The organism is Vibrio artabrorum (assembly GCF_024347295.1).
Taxonomy (GTDB): domain Bacteria; phylum Pseudomonadota; class Gammaproteobacteria; order Enterobacterales; family Vibrionaceae; genus Vibrio; species Vibrio artabrorum.
The window spans coordinates 1,104,566-1,122,212 of record NZ_AP025458.1; the positions used below are offsets into that span (position 1 = coordinate 1,104,566).

Below are 17,647 nucleotides of genomic sequence, written 5' to 3' on the forward strand. Positions count from 1 at the left end.
TCCGCTTTCTTGCTTTCTGGAATTGGGTTTTTCTGTTTGATATGGTTAAATCACCAGTGGTTTCATAGAAATGAGAGGGCTGGACCTCTCGTAACATTTTTATTTCGTTCAATTATTAAGTTGGTTTATGTTCAAGCACAGCAGTAATAAAGTAGAAACAATCATTAAAACGAGTGAAGAGCCTCAGTCTCCTCGTTTGAACGGTTCTCAACGTCTCAAAGAGTGCAGCCTGATTTTGGGTGTTCTCTTCTCTATTCTACTTGCCGTTGCGTTATTCACTTTTAACCCTGCGGATCCATCATGGTCGCAAACGGCATGGGGTGGGGATATTCAAAATGCAGGTGGTTACTTAGGTGCATGGTTGGCGGATACGCTTTTCTTTGTGTTTGGCTCTCTGGCCTATCCACTGCCGATCCTCGTGACGGTTGCCGCTTGGGTTCTGTTCCGCAAACGTAATGAAGACGAGCCGATCGATTTTATGCTGTGGGGCACTCGCTTACTTGGTTTGACCGTCCTTATTCTTACTAGTTGCGGTTTAGCCGACATCAACTTTGATGATATTTGGTACTTTTCGTCAGGCGGTGTGGTTGGTGACGTACTATCGAGTCTTGCACTTCCCATATTAAATCTTCTTGGCAGTACGTTAGTTCTTCTTTTCTTGTGGGGGGCTGGCTTTACTCTACTTACGGGTATTTCTTGGTTAAGCATCGTTGACTGGTTGGGTGAATGTGCTATCCAACTCTTTACGTCAGTTGTTAATAAAATCCGTAGACAAGATCAAGAGTTGATCGAACCTGAACTAAAAGAATCTGCAGACCGAGCTCTTCCCGCGATAGAAAACTATGCCGATGTAACAGAAGAGAAAAAAGAAGTGGAGCAAGAGCAATGGGATCCAGCGATGAGTTTCTCTGCGACCAATGAATCTTCGGATGCAGCAGTCGATGTATTAGACAATGGTCATGAACCCTCTAAGCGCCAATACAATATTCACATGCCTGTCGATACTCAGGTTAAGCAAGATGTTTTGGTTCAACCAGAACCAGAACTTGAACCAGAACGTGTCGCTGACCCTATGCCTTCAGCACCAATCTACCATGCACCTGAAGAAACCTTACAAGAAGGTGTTGAGCGTTCAAAACAGTTGAATGCAACGATAGAACAACTAGAAAATGCAGCAATATATGACAATGATCTCGCAGAGCAAAGTCAGAGTGATCCTCACGAACCTCAAGTCACACCACAACCATATGTGCAGACTGAGCAACCGGGAATGCCCGTTGATTTTGACAGCGTTGAGTCAACAGGAGAGGGGATTCCAGAACAGAATAGCGAGCTTGATTCGCAAGATGTTCAACCCGAGTCTCTGTATGCTTCACCTTTAGGTGAGTCAGAGTTCACTGTCGAAGGGGATTTCTCTGCACAATCTTCACCGTTTGATGTCGCGGAAGAGCAAAGCGATGAACAAGGTTCAGATCTTGAATTCGAACAGACTCAAGATGAGTTAACGAACGCAGCATTAACCAACGAGTCGTTTGAGTCCTTCTCATCTCAAGAAGAACATTCAGAGCCTGAGCAGCTAACAGCGCAGAGCTTAGAATCAGACGTTGACCTTCCTTGGGAAGAGGTAGCGGAAGAAGAGGCTGTGCATCCAGACCAAGATGTTGCGGCATTCCAGAACCTTGTTTCTGAAGCTCAAGCGAATATGGCAGCGACACAAAATCCGTTTTTAGTTCAGCAAGATGTTAATTTACCGAAACCAGCGGAACCACTGCCTACGCTTGAACTGCTGTTCCGTCCTGAAAAACGTGAAACCTTCATTGATCGTGATGCGCTAGAGGCCATCGCTCGTTTGGTTGAATCGAAATTAGCCGATTACAAAATCAAGGCCGATGTGGTTGATATTTTCCCTGGCCCAGTGATCACTCGATTCGAGCTCGATCTGGCTCCCGGAGTGAAAGTCAGCCGTATCTCTGGCCTTTCTATGGATTTAGCGCGTTCACTTTCTGCATTGGCAGTACGTGTCGTAGAGGTGATACCGGGTAAACCTTATGTGGGCTTAGAGCTGCCGAATATGAGTCGTCAAACGGTATTCTTCTCAGATGTGGTTGCTAGCCCTCAGTTCCAAGAAGCAAAATCACCAACGACAGTGGTTCTCGGACAAGACATCGCTGGTGAAGCTGTGATTGCTGATCTATCGAAAATGCCTCACGTTCTGGTTGCAGGTACAACCGGTTCTGGTAAGTCAGTCGGTGTAAACGTAATGATTCTGAGTATGCTTTACAAAGCATCACCGGAAGATGTTCGATTTATCATGATCGACCCGAAAATGCTTGAGCTATCGATTTATGAGGGGATACCACATCTATTGTCTGAAGTGGTGACTGACATGAAAGATGCATCGAACGCCCTTCGTTGGTGTGTCGGCGAAATGGAACGTCGCTATAAACTGATGTCAGCGCTGGGTGTTCGTAACATTAAGGGCTATAACGATAAGCTTAAGATGGCGGCAGATGCGGGCCACCCAATTCACGATCCTCTTTGGAAACCGGGTGACAGCATGGACCCTGAAGCGCCACTGCTTGAAAAACTGCCTTACATCGTAGTTATCGTTGATGAATTTGCTGACCTGATTATGGTGGTCGGTAAGAAGGTCGAAGAGCTGATTGCCCGTTTGGCACAAAAAGCACGTGCGGCGGGTGTACACTTAATTCTCGCGACGCAACGTCCGTCCGTCGATGTCATTACCGGTCTTATTAAAGCTAATATTCCAACCCGTGTGGCCTTTACCGTATCAACCAAAACGGACTCTCGTACTATTCTTGACCAAGGTGGTGCGGAATCATTGTTGGGTATGGGTGATATGCTTTACTTGCCGCCGGGTTCTAGTCATACAACGCGTGTTCACGGTGCTTTTGCATCGGATGATGATGTGCACGCTGTGGTGAATAACTGGAAGGCGCGTGGCAAACCAAACTATATAGATGAGATCACTAACGGTGAACAAACCCCAGAAACCTTGCTTCCGGGTGAGAAGATGGAAGGTGATGAAGAGGTTGATCCTCTGTTTGATCAAGTGGTAGAACACGTGGTGCATTCACGTCGTGGTTCAGTCTCCGGCGTACAACGTCGATTCAAAATTGGCTACAACCGTGCCGCACGAATTGTCGAGCAACTTGAAGCTCAAGGTATTGTCAGTGCTCCGGGGCATAACGGTAACCGTGAAGTTTTGGCGCCTGCGCCACCCAAAGATCAGTTCTAGTAGGAACTGATTTCCATTAAGTCGGTCAAATCGAAAATATGACCGACTTATGTTCTAACAGGATTATTGATGAAAAAAGTATTCGCACTTTTATTTATGAGCTTCTCAGTGTTTGCTTCTCCGAAAGAAGAGTTGAGTAGCCGTTTGGCATTAAACGCAGGCTTTAGCGCTGACTTTAAACAAGTCGTAACCAGCCCTGATGGTGATGTCGTTATGGAAGGTCAGGGCACGGTAGAGATTGCACGCCCAAGTTTATTTCGTTGGGAAACGACTCTTCCGGATGAAAACTTGTTAGTATCTGATGGTCAAAGCTTGTGGTATTACAGCCCGTTCATTGAGCAAGTCAGTATTTACTGGCAAGAGCAGGCCACATCTCAAACACCGTTTGTTCTGCTGACGCGAAATAAAGAAAGTGATTGGGATAATTACACTGTGTCGCAAGCGGGTGATCAATTTACCTTAACACCAACGGCTGTCGATTCTAATCAGGGTGACTTCCAGATTAAGATCACTGACAAGGGCATTGTTGAGGGCTTTAATGTGATTGAGCAAGATGGTCAAATAGGTGCATTTACCTTTAGCAATGTTGACTTAGGTAAACCCGCGACCAATCGTTTTACTTTTGTGGTTCCGAAAGGTGTCGAGGTCGACGACCAAAGAAACTGATCCAAATGAGTCGATCGTTGGATCGTAAGTCGATAGGCGTTAATGCCATCAACGAATCAAGAGATTGCAATTGAGTAATTACAGCTTAGATTTTGCAGGGGACGAAGATTTTCGTCCCCTTGCTGCTCGTATGAGGCCTGAAACGGTCGAACAGTACATAGGTCAGCAGCATATATTAGGCCCAGGTAAACCACTTCGCAGAGCATTGGAAGCGGGCCATATTCACTCGATGATTTTATGGGGGCCTCCGGGCACCGGCAAAACCACGTTAGCGGAAGTGGCAGCAAACTATGCTAATGCAGAAGTTGAACGCGTATCGGCGGTAACTTCGGGCGTAAAAGACATTCGTATTGCGATTGAAAAAGCGCGTGAGAACAAGCAAGCAGGGCGCAGAACCATCCTGTTTGTAGACGAAGTCCATCGCTTTAACAAAAGTCAGCAAGATGCTTTTCTGCCTCATATCGAAGATGGCACCGTGACCTTTATTGGTGCGACGACAGAAAACCCTTCTTTTGAATTGAACAACGCTTTGTTGTCACGTGCGCGTGTCTACAAACTGACGTCCCTGAATACCGATGATATCTCACTCGTGATTCGCCAAGCGATTGAAGATAAGCAACGCGGGTTAGGTGATGTGTCGGCTGATTTTGCTGATAATGTCTTAGATCGCCTCGCTGAACTGGTTAATGGTGACGCGCGTATGTCGCTCAACTATCTTGAGCTTTTATATGACATGGCAGAAGACAACGATAAAGGCGAGAAGGCGATAACTTTGCAGTTGCTGGCTGAAGTGGCTGGTGAGAAAGTCGCTCGCTTCGATAATAAGGGCGATATTTGGTACGACCTAATATCGGCGGTTCATAAGTCAATTCGTGGCTCAAACCCGGATGCGGCCTTGTACTGGTCTGCGCGAATGATTGCTGCTGGCTGCGATCCTTTGTATATCGTAAGGCGTTTGCTGGCGATTGCTTCTGAAGATATCGGTAACGCTGACCCTCGTGCCATGCAGGTCGCGATGTCGGCTTGGGATTGCTTCACGCGGATTGGCCCTGCTGAAGGGGAGCGTGCGATTGCACAGGCGGTAGTCTATCTCGCGTGTGCACCAAAGAGTAATGCGGTTTACACCGCGTGGAAGCAAGCCCTAACAGATGCGCACAACCTTCCTGAATATGAAGTCCCTCATCATTTACGAAATGCACCGACAACTTTGATGAAGGACATGGGCTACGGGCAAGAATACCGTTATGCTCATGATGAACCAGGAGCCTACGCGGCGGGGGAAAAATATCTCCCTCCTGAAATGGGAGAGAAGCAATACTATTTCCCAACAAAACGAGGCTTAGAGACCAAAATAGGTGAGAAACTAGATTATCTGGCGGATTTGGACGCAAAAAGCCCACAAAAACGCTATGAAAAGTAGTCTTTTTTGGATATCGTTACCTAGTCATAAAATTTCAATTAAATCGTTATAAATTGGTCGAAATAGCACCAGTTTTAGGGGTTTAGCAGTGATTCAGTAGCAAACTACTGAATATTCAAATAACTAAAGCATAGGATTAGCAATGCTGGATTCTAAATTACTTCGAGCTGAGCTGGATGAAACAGCGGCAAAATTAGCACGTCGAGGCTTCACCCTTGATGTAGAGACAATTCGTGAACTTGAAGAAAAACGTAAGTCCCTTCAGATGAAAACTGAAGAGCTACAAGCGTTACGTAACTCTCGATCGAAGTCCATTGGTCAAGCGAAAGCAAAAGGCGACCATGAAGAAGCTGAGCGTATCCTTGCAGAAGTAGGCAACTTAGGCGCAGAACTAGACCAAGCTAAAGTAGCATTGGCTGATCTTCAATCTGAGCTAGAAACGATCACCATGTCGATTCCTAACCTACCGGATGCAGAAGTGCCAGATGGTAAAGATGAAGACGACAACGTAGAAGTTTCTCGTTGGGGGCAACCTAAGACTTACGATTTTGAAGTGAAAGATCACGTCGATCTTGGCGAAATGTCTGGCGGTCTTGATTTTGCTAGCGCAGTTAAAATCTCGGGTTCTCGTTTCATCGTGATGAAAGGCAAATTTGCACGCCTACACCGTGCTATTGCTCAGTTCATGCTGGACCTTCACACTGATGAGCACGGCTACACTGAAATGTACGTACCGTACCTAGTGAATCACGATAGCCTTTACGGTACTGGTCAACTTCCTAAGTTCGGCGAAGACTTGTTCCACACAAGCCCACTAACTGAGCAAGTCAGTGACGTACCTCTTAAGACGCTATCGCTTATCCCTACTGCGGAAGTACCGGTAACGAACATGGTTCGTGACACGATTACTGATGAAGCTGAACTGCCACTTAAGATGACAGCTCACACGCCATGTTTCCGTTCTGAAGCGGGTTCTTATGGTCGTGACACTCGTGGTCTTATCCGTATGCACCAATTCGACAAAGTTGAATTAGTACAAATCACTAAACCAGAAGACTCAATGGCAGCGCTTGAAGAGCTAACGGGTCACGCTGAGAAAGTACTTCAACTTCTAGAGCTTCCTTACCGTAAAGTGATTCTATGTACAGGTGACATGGGCTTCGGCTCTGCGAAAACTTACGACTTAGAAGTATGGGTTCCAGCACAAGAGACTTACCGTGAAATTTCTTCTTGTTCAAACATGTGGGATTTCCAAGCGCGTCGTATGCAAGCTCGTTTCCGTCGTAAAGGCGAAAAGAAACCTGAACTTGTGCACACACTAAACGGTTCTGGTCTTGCTGTGGGTCGTACTATGGTTGCTATCCTTGAAAACAACCAAGAAGCTGACGGCCGTATTGCTATCCCAGCAGTACTTCAGCCATATATGGGCGGATTAACGCACATCGGTTAATTATCACGTCTAACGTGAATCATGATTTAGAAGCCCAGCTATATGCTGGGCTTTTTTATATCGGTATTAATGTTCTATCTTCTTAAATCAATATATCTAATCGGCACCTTAGCGCCAGTTTGATTTTAGAGTTCAACTATCTGCAATAGTTTGAAAACACTCTGGTGTGCACAGTGCTGTGTCGATGGCATTGACGAGTGCAAGGATTTCTTCTGGGTTTGAGATAAAGGGAGGCATCATATAAATCAACTTACCAAACGGACGGATCCAAACGCCTTGCTCTACAAAGTGAGCTTGAATGGCTTCCATATCGACGGGTATGTGAGTTTCAACGACGCCAATCGCGCCTAACCAACGCACGTCTTTAACCAGTTCATGTTCTCGCAACGGTGGTAACAACTCAGAAAAGAGCTGTTCAATCTGTTGAGTCTGATTTTTCCAATGGCCTTGCTCGATGATGGATAAACTTGCCGCACCGACTGCGCAAGCCAATGGGTTGCCCATAAAGGTTGGCCCGTGCATAAAGCAGCCTGCTTCACCGCCACATACCGTGTCAGCAACTTCTTTACTCGCAAGCGTCGCTGACAATGTCATATAGCCACCAGTTAAAGCTTTGCCTACGCATAATATGTCCGGTTGAACATCGGCATGCTCACAAGCGAACAGTTTCCCTGTGCGGCCAAATCCGGTCGCAATCTCATCCAAGATCAGCAATACGTTGAATTCATCACACAGCAAGCGAACTTGTTTTAGGAACTCAGGGTGGTAGATGCGCATGCCGCCAGCCCCTTGAACGATAGGCTCTAAGATCACCGCAGCGACCTCTTGATGGTGTGCTGCCAGCTTTTCTCGAAAACTATCGATGTCACTTGAGTTCCACTCATCCCAAAAGCCTGTTTTTGGCGAATCAGCGAAAATATGTTCCGGCAAAAAGCCTTTGTAGAGGCTGTGCATCGAGTTGTCAGGGTCGGTCACTGACATCGCCGCAAAGGTATCACCGTGGTAGCCATCTCTTAGTGTGAGGAACTTTGAACGAGGTTGTCCTTTAGCGTGCCAATATTGCAGTGCCATCTTGAGGCTAACCTCTACGGCGACTGAACCTGAATCGGCCAAAAATACATGCTCAAGATTACTTGGCGCGAGATTCAAAAGCTTCTTACATAGATCGATAGCGGGTTGGTGGGTGATGCCACCAAACATAACGTGTGAAACCTTATCGATTTGGCTGTGAGCTGCAGCATTTAGCTCAGGGTGATTGTAGCCGTGGATGGTTGACCACCAAGATGACATACCATCAATAATTCGTTTTCCGCCTTCTAATTCTAGGTAAACACCGTCTGCGTTGGTGACTGGATAGCAGGTCAGAGGTGTTAACGTTGATGTGTAGGGATGCCAGATATGCTGGCGATCAAAGGCGAGATCCATAGTAACTTCCATTCTTGGTGTGATTAAAAAATAATCAGATGTAAACTTTTGATATTATCAATGTGTTGACAGTCTAAAGCTTGTCGGTAGACTAGCCAAGCATAAATGCAATCTCTATTGATAGAGATGAAACATCAAATAATAAAAAAGGATCGACACGTGGAAGTTCGTCATGACTGGACAGTCGCTGAAGTAACAGCGCTGCTTGAAAAACCGTTTATGGATTTAATGTTTGAAGCTCAAGTGGTTCATAGACAGTACCAAGAGCACAACCACGTGCAGGTGAGTACGCTTCTATCGATTAAGACCGGTGCTTGCCCTGAAGATTGTAAGTACTGCCCTCAAAGTGCTCACTACCGAACGGATGTTAACAAAGAACGTTTGATGGAAGTTGAGCGTGTTTTGGATGCGGCGCAAAAAGCGAAGAACGCAGGCTCGACTCGCTTCTGTATGGGGGCGGCGTGGAAAAATCCGAAAGAACGCGATATGCCTCACCTGACTGACATGATCAAAGGTGTGAAAGAGATGGGTTTAGAAACTTGTATGACATTAGGTATGTTAACGCCAGAGCAAGCCGGCGAGCTAGCGGATGCAGGTTTGGATTACTACAACCACAATCTTGATACGTCTCCGGAATTTTACGGCAGCATCATCACCACTCGTACTTACCAAGATCGTTTAGATACGCTATCTCACGTGCGTGATGCCGGTATGAAGATCTGTTCTGGTGGCATTATTGGTATGGGCGAAAGTACCAATGACCGTGCAGGCCTGCTAGTAGAGCTAGCGAACCTTCCGGTACACCCTGAGAGTGTGCCAATCAACATGCTCGTGAAAGTGAAAGGCACACCGATGGAAAACGTCGATGATGTTGAATCTTTTGACTTCATTAAGTTGATTGCGATTGCTCGTATCATGATGCCAATGTCTGCGGTTCGTCTATCTGCAGGTCGCGAGAATATGAATGAACAGATGCAAGCGATGTGCTTCATGGCTGGCGCGAACTCTATCTTCTACGGTTGTAAGTTACTGACTACGCCAAACCCAGATGAAGACACGGATATGCAGCTGTTTAAGAAGTTAGGTATCAACAGCCAACAAGTGGCTCAGAAGCCGGATGAAATTCAAGAAAACGAACTGTTAGATCAAGTGGTGGAGCGCGTTGCTGCTCGTCCAACGAAAGATGACATGTTTTACGATGCCACTGTTTAAATCTCGTATTAAAACAGCGCTTGCGCATCGCCGTGAGCAAGGGCTAACTCGTCAACTCAAGGTACTCGAAAACAGTAATGGTTCTTTGCTTACTTGCGCAGGTTCTCGCTTCATTAATTTTTCGAGTAATGATTACTTAGGCTTGGCGAACGATCCTGAATTGGTGGAGGCGTGGCAAGCAGGACTTTCTCAATATGGTGCTGGCAGTGCAGCATCGCCATTGGTCACGGGGTTTAGTGCTGCCCATCGAAATTTAGAAGCTCAGCTGTGTGAATGGTTGGGCTTTGAACGTGCCATTCTCTTTAGCTCTGGCTTCAGTGCGAACCAAGCCTTGTTGTTTTCTCTGCTTGAAAAAGACGACGCTCTGCTGCAAGACAAGCTTAATCACGCCTCTTTGATGGAAGCGGGGATGCTTTGTCCTGCAACCATGAAACGCTTTAAGCACAATGATACGCAGCACCTAGAATCGTTATTAGGTCGGTCTTCACAGTCTCTAGTCGTCACTGAAGGCGTATTCAGCATGGATGGTGACCAAGCGCCTCTCGAACATATCTCTAGCCTGACTAATCAATACGATAGTTGGCTGGTGGTAGATGATGCTCATGGTATCGGTGTGCTCGGTGAGCAAGGGGCAGGGAGCTGCGATGCGGCACAAATCTCACCTGATCTCTTGGTGGTGACCTTTGGTAAAGCATTTGGCCTTTCTGGTGCAGCGATCCTTTGTTCGTCTGAGGTCGGTGACTACTTAACTCAGTTCGCTCGTCATCATGTGTATTCGACGGCGATGCCTCCTTCACAAGCTGTAGCTTTGTCCCATGCGTGTCTGATGCTTCAAAAGCAAGAATGGCGTCGTGAGAAGCTTGCTGAACTGGGGGCTCTCTATGCAGAGCAGATGAGCGGCTTGAAAGGCTTTGTGGATACTCAGACTCCGATTAAGCCATTTGTGATAGGTGAAGATCAGGCGGCATTATCTATAGCTGAAGAGTTAAAGCAAAACCAAGTTTGGGTGACCGCAATAAGGCCACCAACGGTTCCGTCAGGCACTGCTCGTTTACGAATTACGTTAACGGCCAATCACAGTCAGAAACAAATTCTTCAGTTAACTGATTCACTGCGTCAAGCAATAGAACGAAATATCGAATCAAGCTTTGAATCGAATATTGAAACAAACATCGAATCAAATAGTGAGACTCAGTAAATGTCACAAGAAGCCGTAGTGCATAATTACGTAACCCACGATAAGTGTGCGATTGCTGAAGCCTTCGGAAAAGCGGCAACAACGTACGATAAACACGCAAAGTTTCAGCGGGAGGTCGGGCACCGATTACTGGATAAGCTACCGAGCGATCTCTCGGGCTTAAAAGTGCTCGATTTAGGTTGTGGGACGGGCTATTTCTCCGAGCAGATGGTTATGCGTGGTGCTGAAGTCGTGTGCGCTGATCTTTCTGGTGGCATGTTAGAAAGGGCAGAGCAGCGTTGTGGTGCATCGGTCTCTCTATATCAACAAGCAGATGCTGAACAATTGCCGTTTGAAGATGGATGTTTTGACATTGTTTTTTCTAGCTTAGCACTGCAATGGTGTGATGATTTATCCTCGCCTTTGAAGGAGATGAAGCGTGTTTCAGCTAATGGAGGATGTGTGATTTTCTCAACATTGCTTGATGGGTCTTTGTTTGAACTGGAAAACTCATGGTCAAAAATTGACTCACATCAACACGTTAACCGTTTTATCACAATCAATCAGGTAAAAATTGCGTTAGCGCAATCTAGCTGTAAGTCTCATCAACTAGACTTGCCCACCATCACGGTTTGGTATGATACAGCGTTTGAATTGATGCGCGACCTTAAAGGTATCGGTGCTAATCACGTAAGTGGGCGCTCACAAGGTTTAACAAGTCGACGTATGTTGCAGCTTGTTGAACGGGAATATCAAGAGTTTAAAAATCATCAAGGTTTCTTACCAGCAACATATCAAGTTTGTTTAGGGGTTATTCAATTATGATTGATGCATTATTCATTGCAGGTACGGATACCGAAGTGGGAAAAACAGTGGTTTCAAAAGCGATTCTTCAAGCTTTGGCCGCTCAAGATCTATCAACCATTGGTTATAAGCCAGTAGCTGCTGGATGTGAACAGTACCCTGAAGGGCTACGTAACAGTGATGCATTGCATCTGCAAGAAGCGGCGACGCAAAATATTGCCTACGAAGACGTTAATCCGTACGCACTATTACTACCAACGTCGCCTCATATCGCAGCAAAGCATGACGGCGTAGTGATGGATGAAACTCTGTTATCTACAAAGCTAGAACAGCATAAGCGAAACTCTGACATCGTTTTAGTTGAAGGTGCTGGCGGTTGGCGTGTGCCGGTTTCAGATGATGAATACCTGTCTAGCTGGGTGAAAAAAGAGCAGTTGCCAGTGGTACTGACTGTCGGCATTAAACTGGGCTGTTTGAGTCATGCTCTACTGACTGCAGAAGCGATTCGTGCCGATGGCTTAAACTTGGTTGGTTGGGTTGCAAACCGTATCAACCCAGGCACTGAGCACTATGCTGATATTATTGCGATGCTTGAAGACAAGCTAGGTGCACCGAAGTTAGGTGAAATTCCTTACGTGCCAAAAGTGAAGTCTAAGAACATTGGTAAGTATATTAATGTACAACCATTGCTTGATCTTTAAATCCCAAGTTATATGTTAAACAAGCAAAGGGGCTGCAATAGCAGCCCCTTTGCTTTGTTAAGCCTTTAGACCATAAATTTATAAAAAAATCGGTCTGTTATATAAGTAAATATGGGTTAATGTTCTTTTGTGAGTCCCATTAGTGCTTGCTGTGTTTCTGTGATTTTTGTTTGTGCCGTTTGCGGTGTTAGGAGTCCAATCTGCTTTTTCGCTTCTTCTTCAGTAATCCCTAGGTGACAGCACAATAAATCGATAGCCATTTGAGTGTTAGTACCTTCGACCATGCTCCTTCCCTCTTTGTTCATGGAATAGCCAATAAATCATCTATAGTTACTGTAAACGAATTGTTATATTGACACCATACGACTTAGGTCTAATAGAGCATGCCTACTCGAATCTGGTCTCGTAATCAAATGTTGCAATTTAATGCTTAACCTTGTTCTCCTAATCTAAGACTATATGTATGAGTATCTATCAGTCTTCAAGGTTGGAATCAATTGCTGCCTACCTTGTTTATAACAATAAGTTTAATAAAAACAGCTTTCATGCGGAGATAAGTAATGAAGCGAGTAATGTTGTTCCTTGCAACCAACCTTGCGGTTGTATTGGTGCTAAGTGTTGTTCTTAATATTGTATACGCAGTTACCGGTATGCAACCTGGCAGCCTGTCTGGTTTACTGTTAATGGCTGCGGTATTCGGTTTTGGCGGCTCTTTCATCTCATTAATGATGTCAAAAAAAATGGCGCTTCGTTCAGTGGGCGGTATGGTCATTGAAAGCCCGCGTAACGAAACAGAACACTGGTTGATGGAGACGGTAAGCCGTCAAGCTCAACAAGTTGGTATTGGTATGCCGACAGTGGCGATCTACGATTCGCCAGACATCAACGCATTTGCAACTGGCGCTAAGCGCGACGATTCATTGGTCGCAGTATCAACAGGCCTGCTACACAACATGACGCGTGATGAAGCTGAAGCGGTATTGGCTCACGAAGTTAGCCACATCGCAAACGGCGACATGGTGACAATGACGCTAATGCAAGGTGTTGTGAACACGTTCGTTATCTTCCTTTCTCGTTTCATTGCTAACATTGTGGCGTCGAACGACAACGAAGAAGAGGGTGGTAGCAACATGATGGTCTACTTCGGAGTGTCTATGGTGTTGGAGTTGGTATTTGGTTTCTTAGCGAGCTTCATCACCATGTGGTACAGCCGTCATCGTGAATTCCATGCTGATGCAGGTGCAGCGCACTTGGTAGGTAAAGAGAAGATGATTGCTGCACTAGAGCGTCTAAAGGTGAGCCACGAGCCACAACTAGAGGGTTCTATGATGGCATTTGGTATCAACGGTAAACGTTCTCTAACAGAGCTTCTAATGAGCCACCCACCGCTTGATAAGCGTATTGCTTCTCTACGTAACATGTAATCTCTAATATATTGAGAGAGTGTTAAAGGCTTCCTACGGGGAGCCTTTTTTGATCGTGGTTTAAGTGGCGATAGGAAGGAATGTGGTTTGCCTACTCTGAGAGCTTAGGTCGATCAAAGTGAGGTGACAGGTAGGGTTTGTGTTCTTGTTTGGTAAGTCTGTGTCTGGGCATGTTATTGCACGTAATAAAAAGGCTTCCACATGGGAAGCCTTAGTATATTCTGCAATTCGAAATTCGAAAATTACAGCTTGTCAGTTAGCTCGACAGCTTGACCGATGTAGTTCGCTGGTGTCATCTCTTTTAGACGAACTTTCTCGTCTGCAGGGATCTCAAGACCATCGATGAATGCACGCATACCTTCGCCATCGACACGTTTACCACGAGTCAATTCTTTGAGCTTCTCGTATGGTTTCTCGATGCCGTAACGACGCATTACCGTTTGTACTGGTTCAGCCAATACTTCCCAGTTTTTGTCGAGTTCAGCAAGTAGTGCATCACGGTTAACTTCTAGCTTGCTAATACCCTTCAGAGTTGAAGTGTATGCAATGATTGCGTAGCCCACACCGACACCTAGGTTACGAAGAACCGTAGAGTCAGTTAGGTCACGTTGCCAGCGAGAAACTGGAAGTTTTTGTGCTAGGTGGCTAAATACAGCGTTGGCTAGGCCAAGGTTGCCTTCAGAGTTTTCGAAGTCAATTGGGTTAACTTTGTGCGGCATTGTAGAAGAACCGATTTCGCCAGCAATAGTCTTCTGTTTGAAGTGACCAAGAGCGATATAGCCCCAAACGTCACGGTCGAAGTCTAGAAGAATCGTGTTGAAACGAGCAACAGCATCAAATAGCTCAGCGATGTAATCGTGAGGTTCGATTTGAGTTGTGTACGGGTTCCAAGTTACGCCAAGAGATTCAGTGATGAACTCTTCGCTGAACTGGTGCCAGTTAACTTCTGGGTATGCAGAAAGGTGTGCGTTGTAGTTACCTACAGCACCGTTGATTTTCGCTAGGATCTCAACGCTTTCGATTTGCTTGAATTGACGTTCCATACGGTACGCAACGTTAGCCATCTCTTTACCCATCGTAGAAGGAGAAGCTGGCTGGCCGTGTGTGCGAGAAAGAAGAGGAATATCACGGTACTCGTTCGCAAGAGCTTTGATAGCATCAATAACGTTACGAATTTCTGGAAGAATCACAGTGTCACGAGCTTCTTTAAGCATAAGTGCGTGAGACGTGTTGTTGATGTCTTCAGAAGTACATGCAAAGTGAATGAATTCGTTTACAGCGTGAAGCTCAGGAACGCCTGCTACTTTCTCTTTCAAGAAGTATTCTACGGCTTTCACGTCGTGGTTTGTTGTGCGCTCGATCTCTTTGATACGTAGAGCGTCTTCTTCGCTGAAGTTAGCGGCGAGTTCATCAAGAAACTGGTTAGCTTCTGCACTGAACGCTGGTACTTCTTTGATTGCATCAGTAGCTGCAAGCTTTTGTAACCAACGAATTTCAACGATAGAGCGGTACTTTAGTAGGCCAAACTCACTAAAGATGCTGCGTAATGCAATAGTCTTACTTCCGTAACGGCCGTCTACTGGTGAAACAGCAGTCAATGCTGACAGTTCCATGGTGTTCTCCTGAATTGAGTTTTCTAAATTTTGAGAGGTTTATACCAGTAACAATCTCAATTGTCACGCACATTGCGCAAACGTTTGCGTGAGAGTTGTATTGATACAAAAAACAAGCTCGCGACGAGGCGCGAGCTAATAAGTTACATTCGAGCTAATAGGATTTGAGCCTGCTCGATCATCTTCTTGCGACCGAAGATAAGGTGACGACGTTTGCCGCCAACTTGACGCCATAGAACAGCACTTCGAATCCCTGAGAGTAGTAGGGCGCGAACCTTGTGTTGGCTCGAGGTTTGTTGAAGTACCGCTGGTGTACCAGAAACCTGAATACGAGGGCCGATTGGGCTTACAACATCAAGGTAGATGCTCGCTAGGTTGCTGATCATTTGTTCATCAAACAAGTCGAAATGTTCACTCTGGCGCTCTGCTGTTTGAATGCGGTCACCAAGCTGAGACATAGAATCGTTGCGAGATGATAGCTTACGTTCAAGCGCCATTAAGCTGATGATGTAACGAGTAATATCGCTACCAGCAGGAGTACTATCGATACCTTTTACTAGGCACTCAAGCCCAAGTTTTAGGTTAGCTTCACGCCCAAAAACACCCACAGTGTTCGCTGGGTTAGTGTTCAAAATAGCACTGAGTGAAGCTTCGAAGGCATCTTTATCACAATGGCCGTCTTTCGCTACTTGTTGAACCAAAGCCACAGCTTGGCAAATTCCGGCGAAAGCAATGGTACGGTCATAAAGTGTATTAGCCACGTAGTAACTCCTAGTTGTCTTCTATCGTTTGTCGTTCGATCAGTTAGATGCGTTTTTCGATGATACCACCACCAAGACATACGTCATCTTGGTAGAATACTGCAGACTGACCAGGGGTCACTGCGATTTGTGGCTCGTCAAAAATAACCTTAATGTTCTCGTCATCAATTGGGATGATTGTACAAGGAATATCGGTTTGACGGTAACGTGTTTTTACCGTGCATGTCATAACTTCAGTAATTGGTGCGCGATTTACCCAATGAAGCTGAGAAGCGATCAAACCTTCTGATTTTAGAAGTGGGTGATCCTTACCTTGTACGGCAATCAGAACATTACGCTTAAGATCTTTTTCACCAACAAACCAGGGTTCTTCATTTCCGCCACCACCTTTGGTGCCACCGATATGTAGGCCTTTACGCTGACCAAGCGTGTGGTACATCAAACCTTGATGTTGACCAATCACTTTGCCCTCTGGCGTTTCGATATTACCGGGTTGAGCGGGTAGGTATTTGCCAAGGAACTCTGTGAACTTACGCTCACCGATAAAACAGATACCTGTTGAATCTTTCTTCTTCGCGGTGATTAAGTCTTGCTCTTCAGCAATGCGTCGAACTTCAGGCTTCTCTAGTTCACCAACTGGGAATAGGCTGCGCGCAACTTGATCTGAGCTTAGTGTGTAAAGGAAGTAGCTTTGGTCTTTGTTGCTGTCTAGACCGCGTAGCATTTCTGGTTTAACGCCAGCCTCTAGTTCTTCTTGAGTCGGGAAAGTACGACGAACATAGTGACCCATCGCAATGTAGTCTGCGTCTAGTACTTCATCGGCAAACTCTAAGAATGCTTTGAATTTGATTTCTTTGTTACAAAGAATATCTGGGTTAGGCGTACGGCCTGCTTTGTATTCCGCAAGGAAGTATTCAAATACGTTGTCCCAGTATTCTGCAGCAAAGTTGATAGTGTGAAGGTGGATACCTAGTTTGTCACATACCGCTTGAGCATCAGCAAGATCTTCAGCTGCTGTGCAGTATTCTTCGTTATCGTCTTCTTCCCAGTTTTTCATGAAAAGGCCTTCTACCTGATAGCCTTGTTGCTGAAGAAGATACGCCGATACTGACGAATCTACACCGCCGGACATACCGACAATTACTTTCTTTTCGCTGTTTCCAGAGCTGATATCTGACATGTCTAAACACCGTTACTATTACTTGGTCGCAGATTCTAACAGAAAGAGAAACGCCGTGACAGATCCGAGACCGGAATCACAGTTTCATTTGCACAAATAGTGCGCTGAGTTTGTTAGGAATCGCATGAGAGCGAGGTGAGTCGCTAGGATGTCAGAAGTATATGTGGCATAGTCGCTCGAAATCCAAGACCTGAGATAAAAAAATGTCTGAACAAAACGAATTTATGCAAGAAGAGCAGTTGATTGAAATTATTGAAAATCAGCTAGAAGACGGCCAGCCAATTAAGGTAAAAGAGACGTTAATGCGTTTAATGATGACGGGTACTCCCCGTGAAGAGGCAATTGCGGCGATGGCATGTGCACTGGCTGTTGAAGTCTTTGATGTAATGAAAAATGGCGCAGAGTTCAATCAAAAACGTTACGCAGAGCATTTGGGCATGTTGCCAGATTTAAGCTTTATGGAAGGCGAATAAAAAAATAACCCAGCAAACGTTTGCTATAGTTTGAAAGATTGCCGCGTTAAATATAGCGCGGTAGAATCCGCCACCTATTTCC

Annotated in this window: 15 protein-coding genes; 10 read left to right on the plus strand and 5 right to left on the minus strand. The window is 45.6% G+C overall.

What is annotated here, in order from left to right:
- Positions 1–127 precede the first annotated feature (127 nt).
- From OCU36_RS05175 to serS, 4 genes are all read left to right on the plus strand, one after another.
- A complete protein-coding gene (locus OCU36_RS05175; protein ID WP_261839334.1) occupies positions 128–3,259 on the plus strand; it encodes a DNA translocase FtsK 4TM domain-containing protein in 3,132 nt (1,043 codons plus the stop codon).
- A gap of 69 nt (positions 3,260–3,328) precedes the next feature.
- The gene (lolA, locus tag OCU36_RS05180) at positions 3,329–3,925 is read left to right on the plus strand and encodes an outer membrane lipoprotein chaperone LolA (RefSeq protein ID WP_261839335.1); all 597 of its coding nucleotides are present in this window, start codon (positions 3,329–3,331) and stop codon (positions 3,923–3,925) included.
- Positions 3,926–3,989: 64 nt separating this feature from the next.
- Complete coding sequence (locus tag OCU36_RS05185; protein ID WP_239847007.1) at positions 3,990–5,345, plus strand: replication-associated recombination protein A; 1,356 nt, start codon at positions 3,990–3,992, stop codon at positions 5,343–5,345.
- 142 nt (positions 5,346–5,487) lie between these two features.
- A complete protein-coding gene (gene serS / locus OCU36_RS05190) occupies positions 5,488–6,795 on the plus strand; it encodes a serine--tRNA ligase (RefSeq protein WP_261839336.1) in 1,308 nt (435 codons plus the stop codon).
- Between the two features lie 132 nt (positions 6,796–6,927).
- On the opposite strand, the gene bioA is transcribed toward serS, so the two are convergent.
- Complete coding sequence (bioA, locus tag OCU36_RS05195) at positions 6,928–8,220, minus strand: adenosylmethionine--8-amino-7-oxononanoate transaminase (RefSeq protein ID WP_261839337.1); 1,293 nt, start codon at positions 8,218–8,220, stop codon at positions 6,928–6,930.
- Between the two features lie 159 nt (positions 8,221–8,379).
- Between bioA and bioB the strand changes: the two genes are divergently transcribed.
- The 4 genes from bioB to bioD are packed head-to-tail and all read left to right on the plus strand — an operon-like array spanning position 8,380 to position 12,114.
- Positions 8,380–9,432: a biotin synthase BioB gene (gene bioB, locus OCU36_RS05200; protein ID WP_261839338.1), complete on the plus strand. Its 1,053-nt coding sequence runs from the start codon at positions 8,380–8,382 to the stop codon at positions 9,430–9,432.
- Positions 9,419–10,630: an 8-amino-7-oxononanoate synthase gene (gene bioF, locus OCU36_RS05205; RefSeq protein ID WP_261839339.1), complete on the plus strand. Its 1,212-nt coding sequence runs from the start codon at positions 9,419–9,421 to the stop codon at positions 10,628–10,630. Before bioB ends, bioF begins: the two co-directional genes overlap by 14 nt.
- The gene (gene bioC, locus OCU36_RS05210) at positions 10,631–11,434 is read left to right on the plus strand and encodes a malonyl-ACP O-methyltransferase BioC (protein ID WP_261839340.1); all 804 of its coding nucleotides are present in this window, start codon (positions 10,631–10,633) and stop codon (positions 11,432–11,434) included.
- Positions 11,431–12,114 carry a dethiobiotin synthase gene (bioD, locus tag OCU36_RS05215; RefSeq protein ID WP_261839341.1) on the plus strand — a complete coding sequence of 228 codons (684 nt, stop codon included), beginning with the start codon at positions 11,431–11,433 and terminating at the stop codon, positions 12,112–12,114. The genes bioC and bioD overlap by 4 nt, the downstream gene beginning before the upstream one ends.
- 116 nt (positions 12,115–12,230) lie before the next feature.
- Here bioD and OCU36_RS05220 read toward each other — a convergent pair whose 3' ends face one another.
- The gene (locus OCU36_RS05220; RefSeq protein WP_261839342.1) at positions 12,231–12,398 is read right to left on the minus strand and encodes a hypothetical protein; all 168 of its coding nucleotides are present in this window, start codon (positions 12,396–12,398) and stop codon (positions 12,231–12,233) included.
- A gap of 276 nt (positions 12,399–12,674) precedes the next feature.
- On the opposite strand from OCU36_RS05220, the gene htpX reads away from it, so the two are divergent.
- On the plus strand, positions 12,675–13,538 hold the full coding sequence (gene htpX / locus OCU36_RS05225; protein WP_261839343.1) for a protease HtpX: 864 nt from the start codon (positions 12,675–12,677) through the stop codon (positions 13,536–13,538).
- A 242-nt stretch (positions 13,539–13,780) separates the two neighbouring features.
- Here htpX and purB read toward each other — a convergent pair whose 3' ends face one another.
- The 3 genes from purB to mnmA form a co-directional block, all read right to left on the minus strand.
- Positions 13,781–15,151, minus strand: a complete 1,371-nt coding sequence (gene purB, locus OCU36_RS05230) for an adenylosuccinate lyase (RefSeq protein ID WP_261839344.1) — start codon at positions 15,149–15,151, stop codon at positions 13,781–13,783.
- 143 nt (positions 15,152–15,294) lie between these two features.
- Positions 15,295–15,912: a high frequency lysogenization protein HflD gene (gene hflD, locus OCU36_RS05235; RefSeq protein ID WP_061031766.1), complete on the minus strand. Its 618-nt coding sequence runs from the start codon at positions 15,910–15,912 to the stop codon at positions 15,295–15,297.
- 43 nt (positions 15,913–15,955) lie between these two features.
- Positions 15,956–17,092, minus strand: coding sequence for a tRNA 2-thiouridine(34) synthase MnmA (gene mnmA / locus OCU36_RS05240; protein ID WP_261839345.1), 1,137 nt, complete (start codon positions 17,090–17,092; stop codon positions 15,956–15,958).
- 203 nt (positions 17,093–17,295) lie between these two features.
- Between mnmA and OCU36_RS05245 the strand changes: the two genes are divergently transcribed.
- Positions 17,296–17,565: a hypothetical protein gene (locus OCU36_RS05245; protein ID WP_261839346.1), complete on the plus strand. Its 270-nt coding sequence runs from the start codon at positions 17,296–17,298 to the stop codon at positions 17,563–17,565.
- The last annotated feature ends 82 nt before the right edge of the window (positions 17,566–17,647 follow it).

Excerpts from the sequence above, each read along its gene's own strand:
- purB (WP_261839344.1), bottom strand. The coding sequence starts at position 15,151 with ATGGAACTGTCAGCATTGACTGCTGTTTCACCAGTAGACGGCCGTTAC.
- OCU36_RS05245 (WP_261839346.1), top strand. The coding sequence starts at position 17,296 with ATGTCTGAACAAAACGAATTTATGCAAGAAGAGCAGTTGATTGAAATT.
- bioA (WP_261839337.1), bottom strand. The coding sequence starts at position 8,220 with ATGGATCTCGCCTTTGATCGCCAGCATATCTGGCATCCCTACACATCA.
- lolA (WP_261839335.1), top strand. The coding sequence starts at position 3,329 with ATGAAAAAAGTATTCGCACTTTTATTTATGAGCTTCTCAGTGTTTGCT.
- OCU36_RS05220 (WP_261839342.1), bottom strand. The coding sequence starts at position 12,398 with ATGGTCGAAGGTACTAACACTCAAATGGCTATCGATTTATTGTGCTGT.
- mnmA (WP_261839345.1), bottom strand. The coding sequence starts at position 17,092 with ATGTCAGATATCAGCTCTGGAAACAGCGAAAAGAAAGTAATTGTCGGT.
- bioF (WP_261839339.1), top strand. The coding sequence starts at position 9,419 with ATGCCACTGTTTAAATCTCGTATTAAAACAGCGCTTGCGCATCGCCGT.
- bioC (WP_261839340.1), top strand. The coding sequence starts at position 10,631 with ATGTCACAAGAAGCCGTAGTGCATAATTACGTAACCCACGATAAGTGT.
- OCU36_RS05175 (WP_261839334.1), top strand. The coding sequence starts at position 128 with ATGTTCAAGCACAGCAGTAATAAAGTAGAAACAATCATTAAAACGAGT.
- htpX (WP_261839343.1), top strand. The coding sequence starts at position 12,675 with ATGAAGCGAGTAATGTTGTTCCTTGCAACCAACCTTGCGGTTGTATTG.
- bioD (WP_261839341.1), top strand. The coding sequence starts at position 11,431 with ATGATTGATGCATTATTCATTGCAGGTACGGATACCGAAGTGGGAAAA.
- serS (WP_261839336.1), top strand. The coding sequence starts at position 5,488 with ATGCTGGATTCTAAATTACTTCGAGCTGAGCTGGATGAAACAGCGGCA.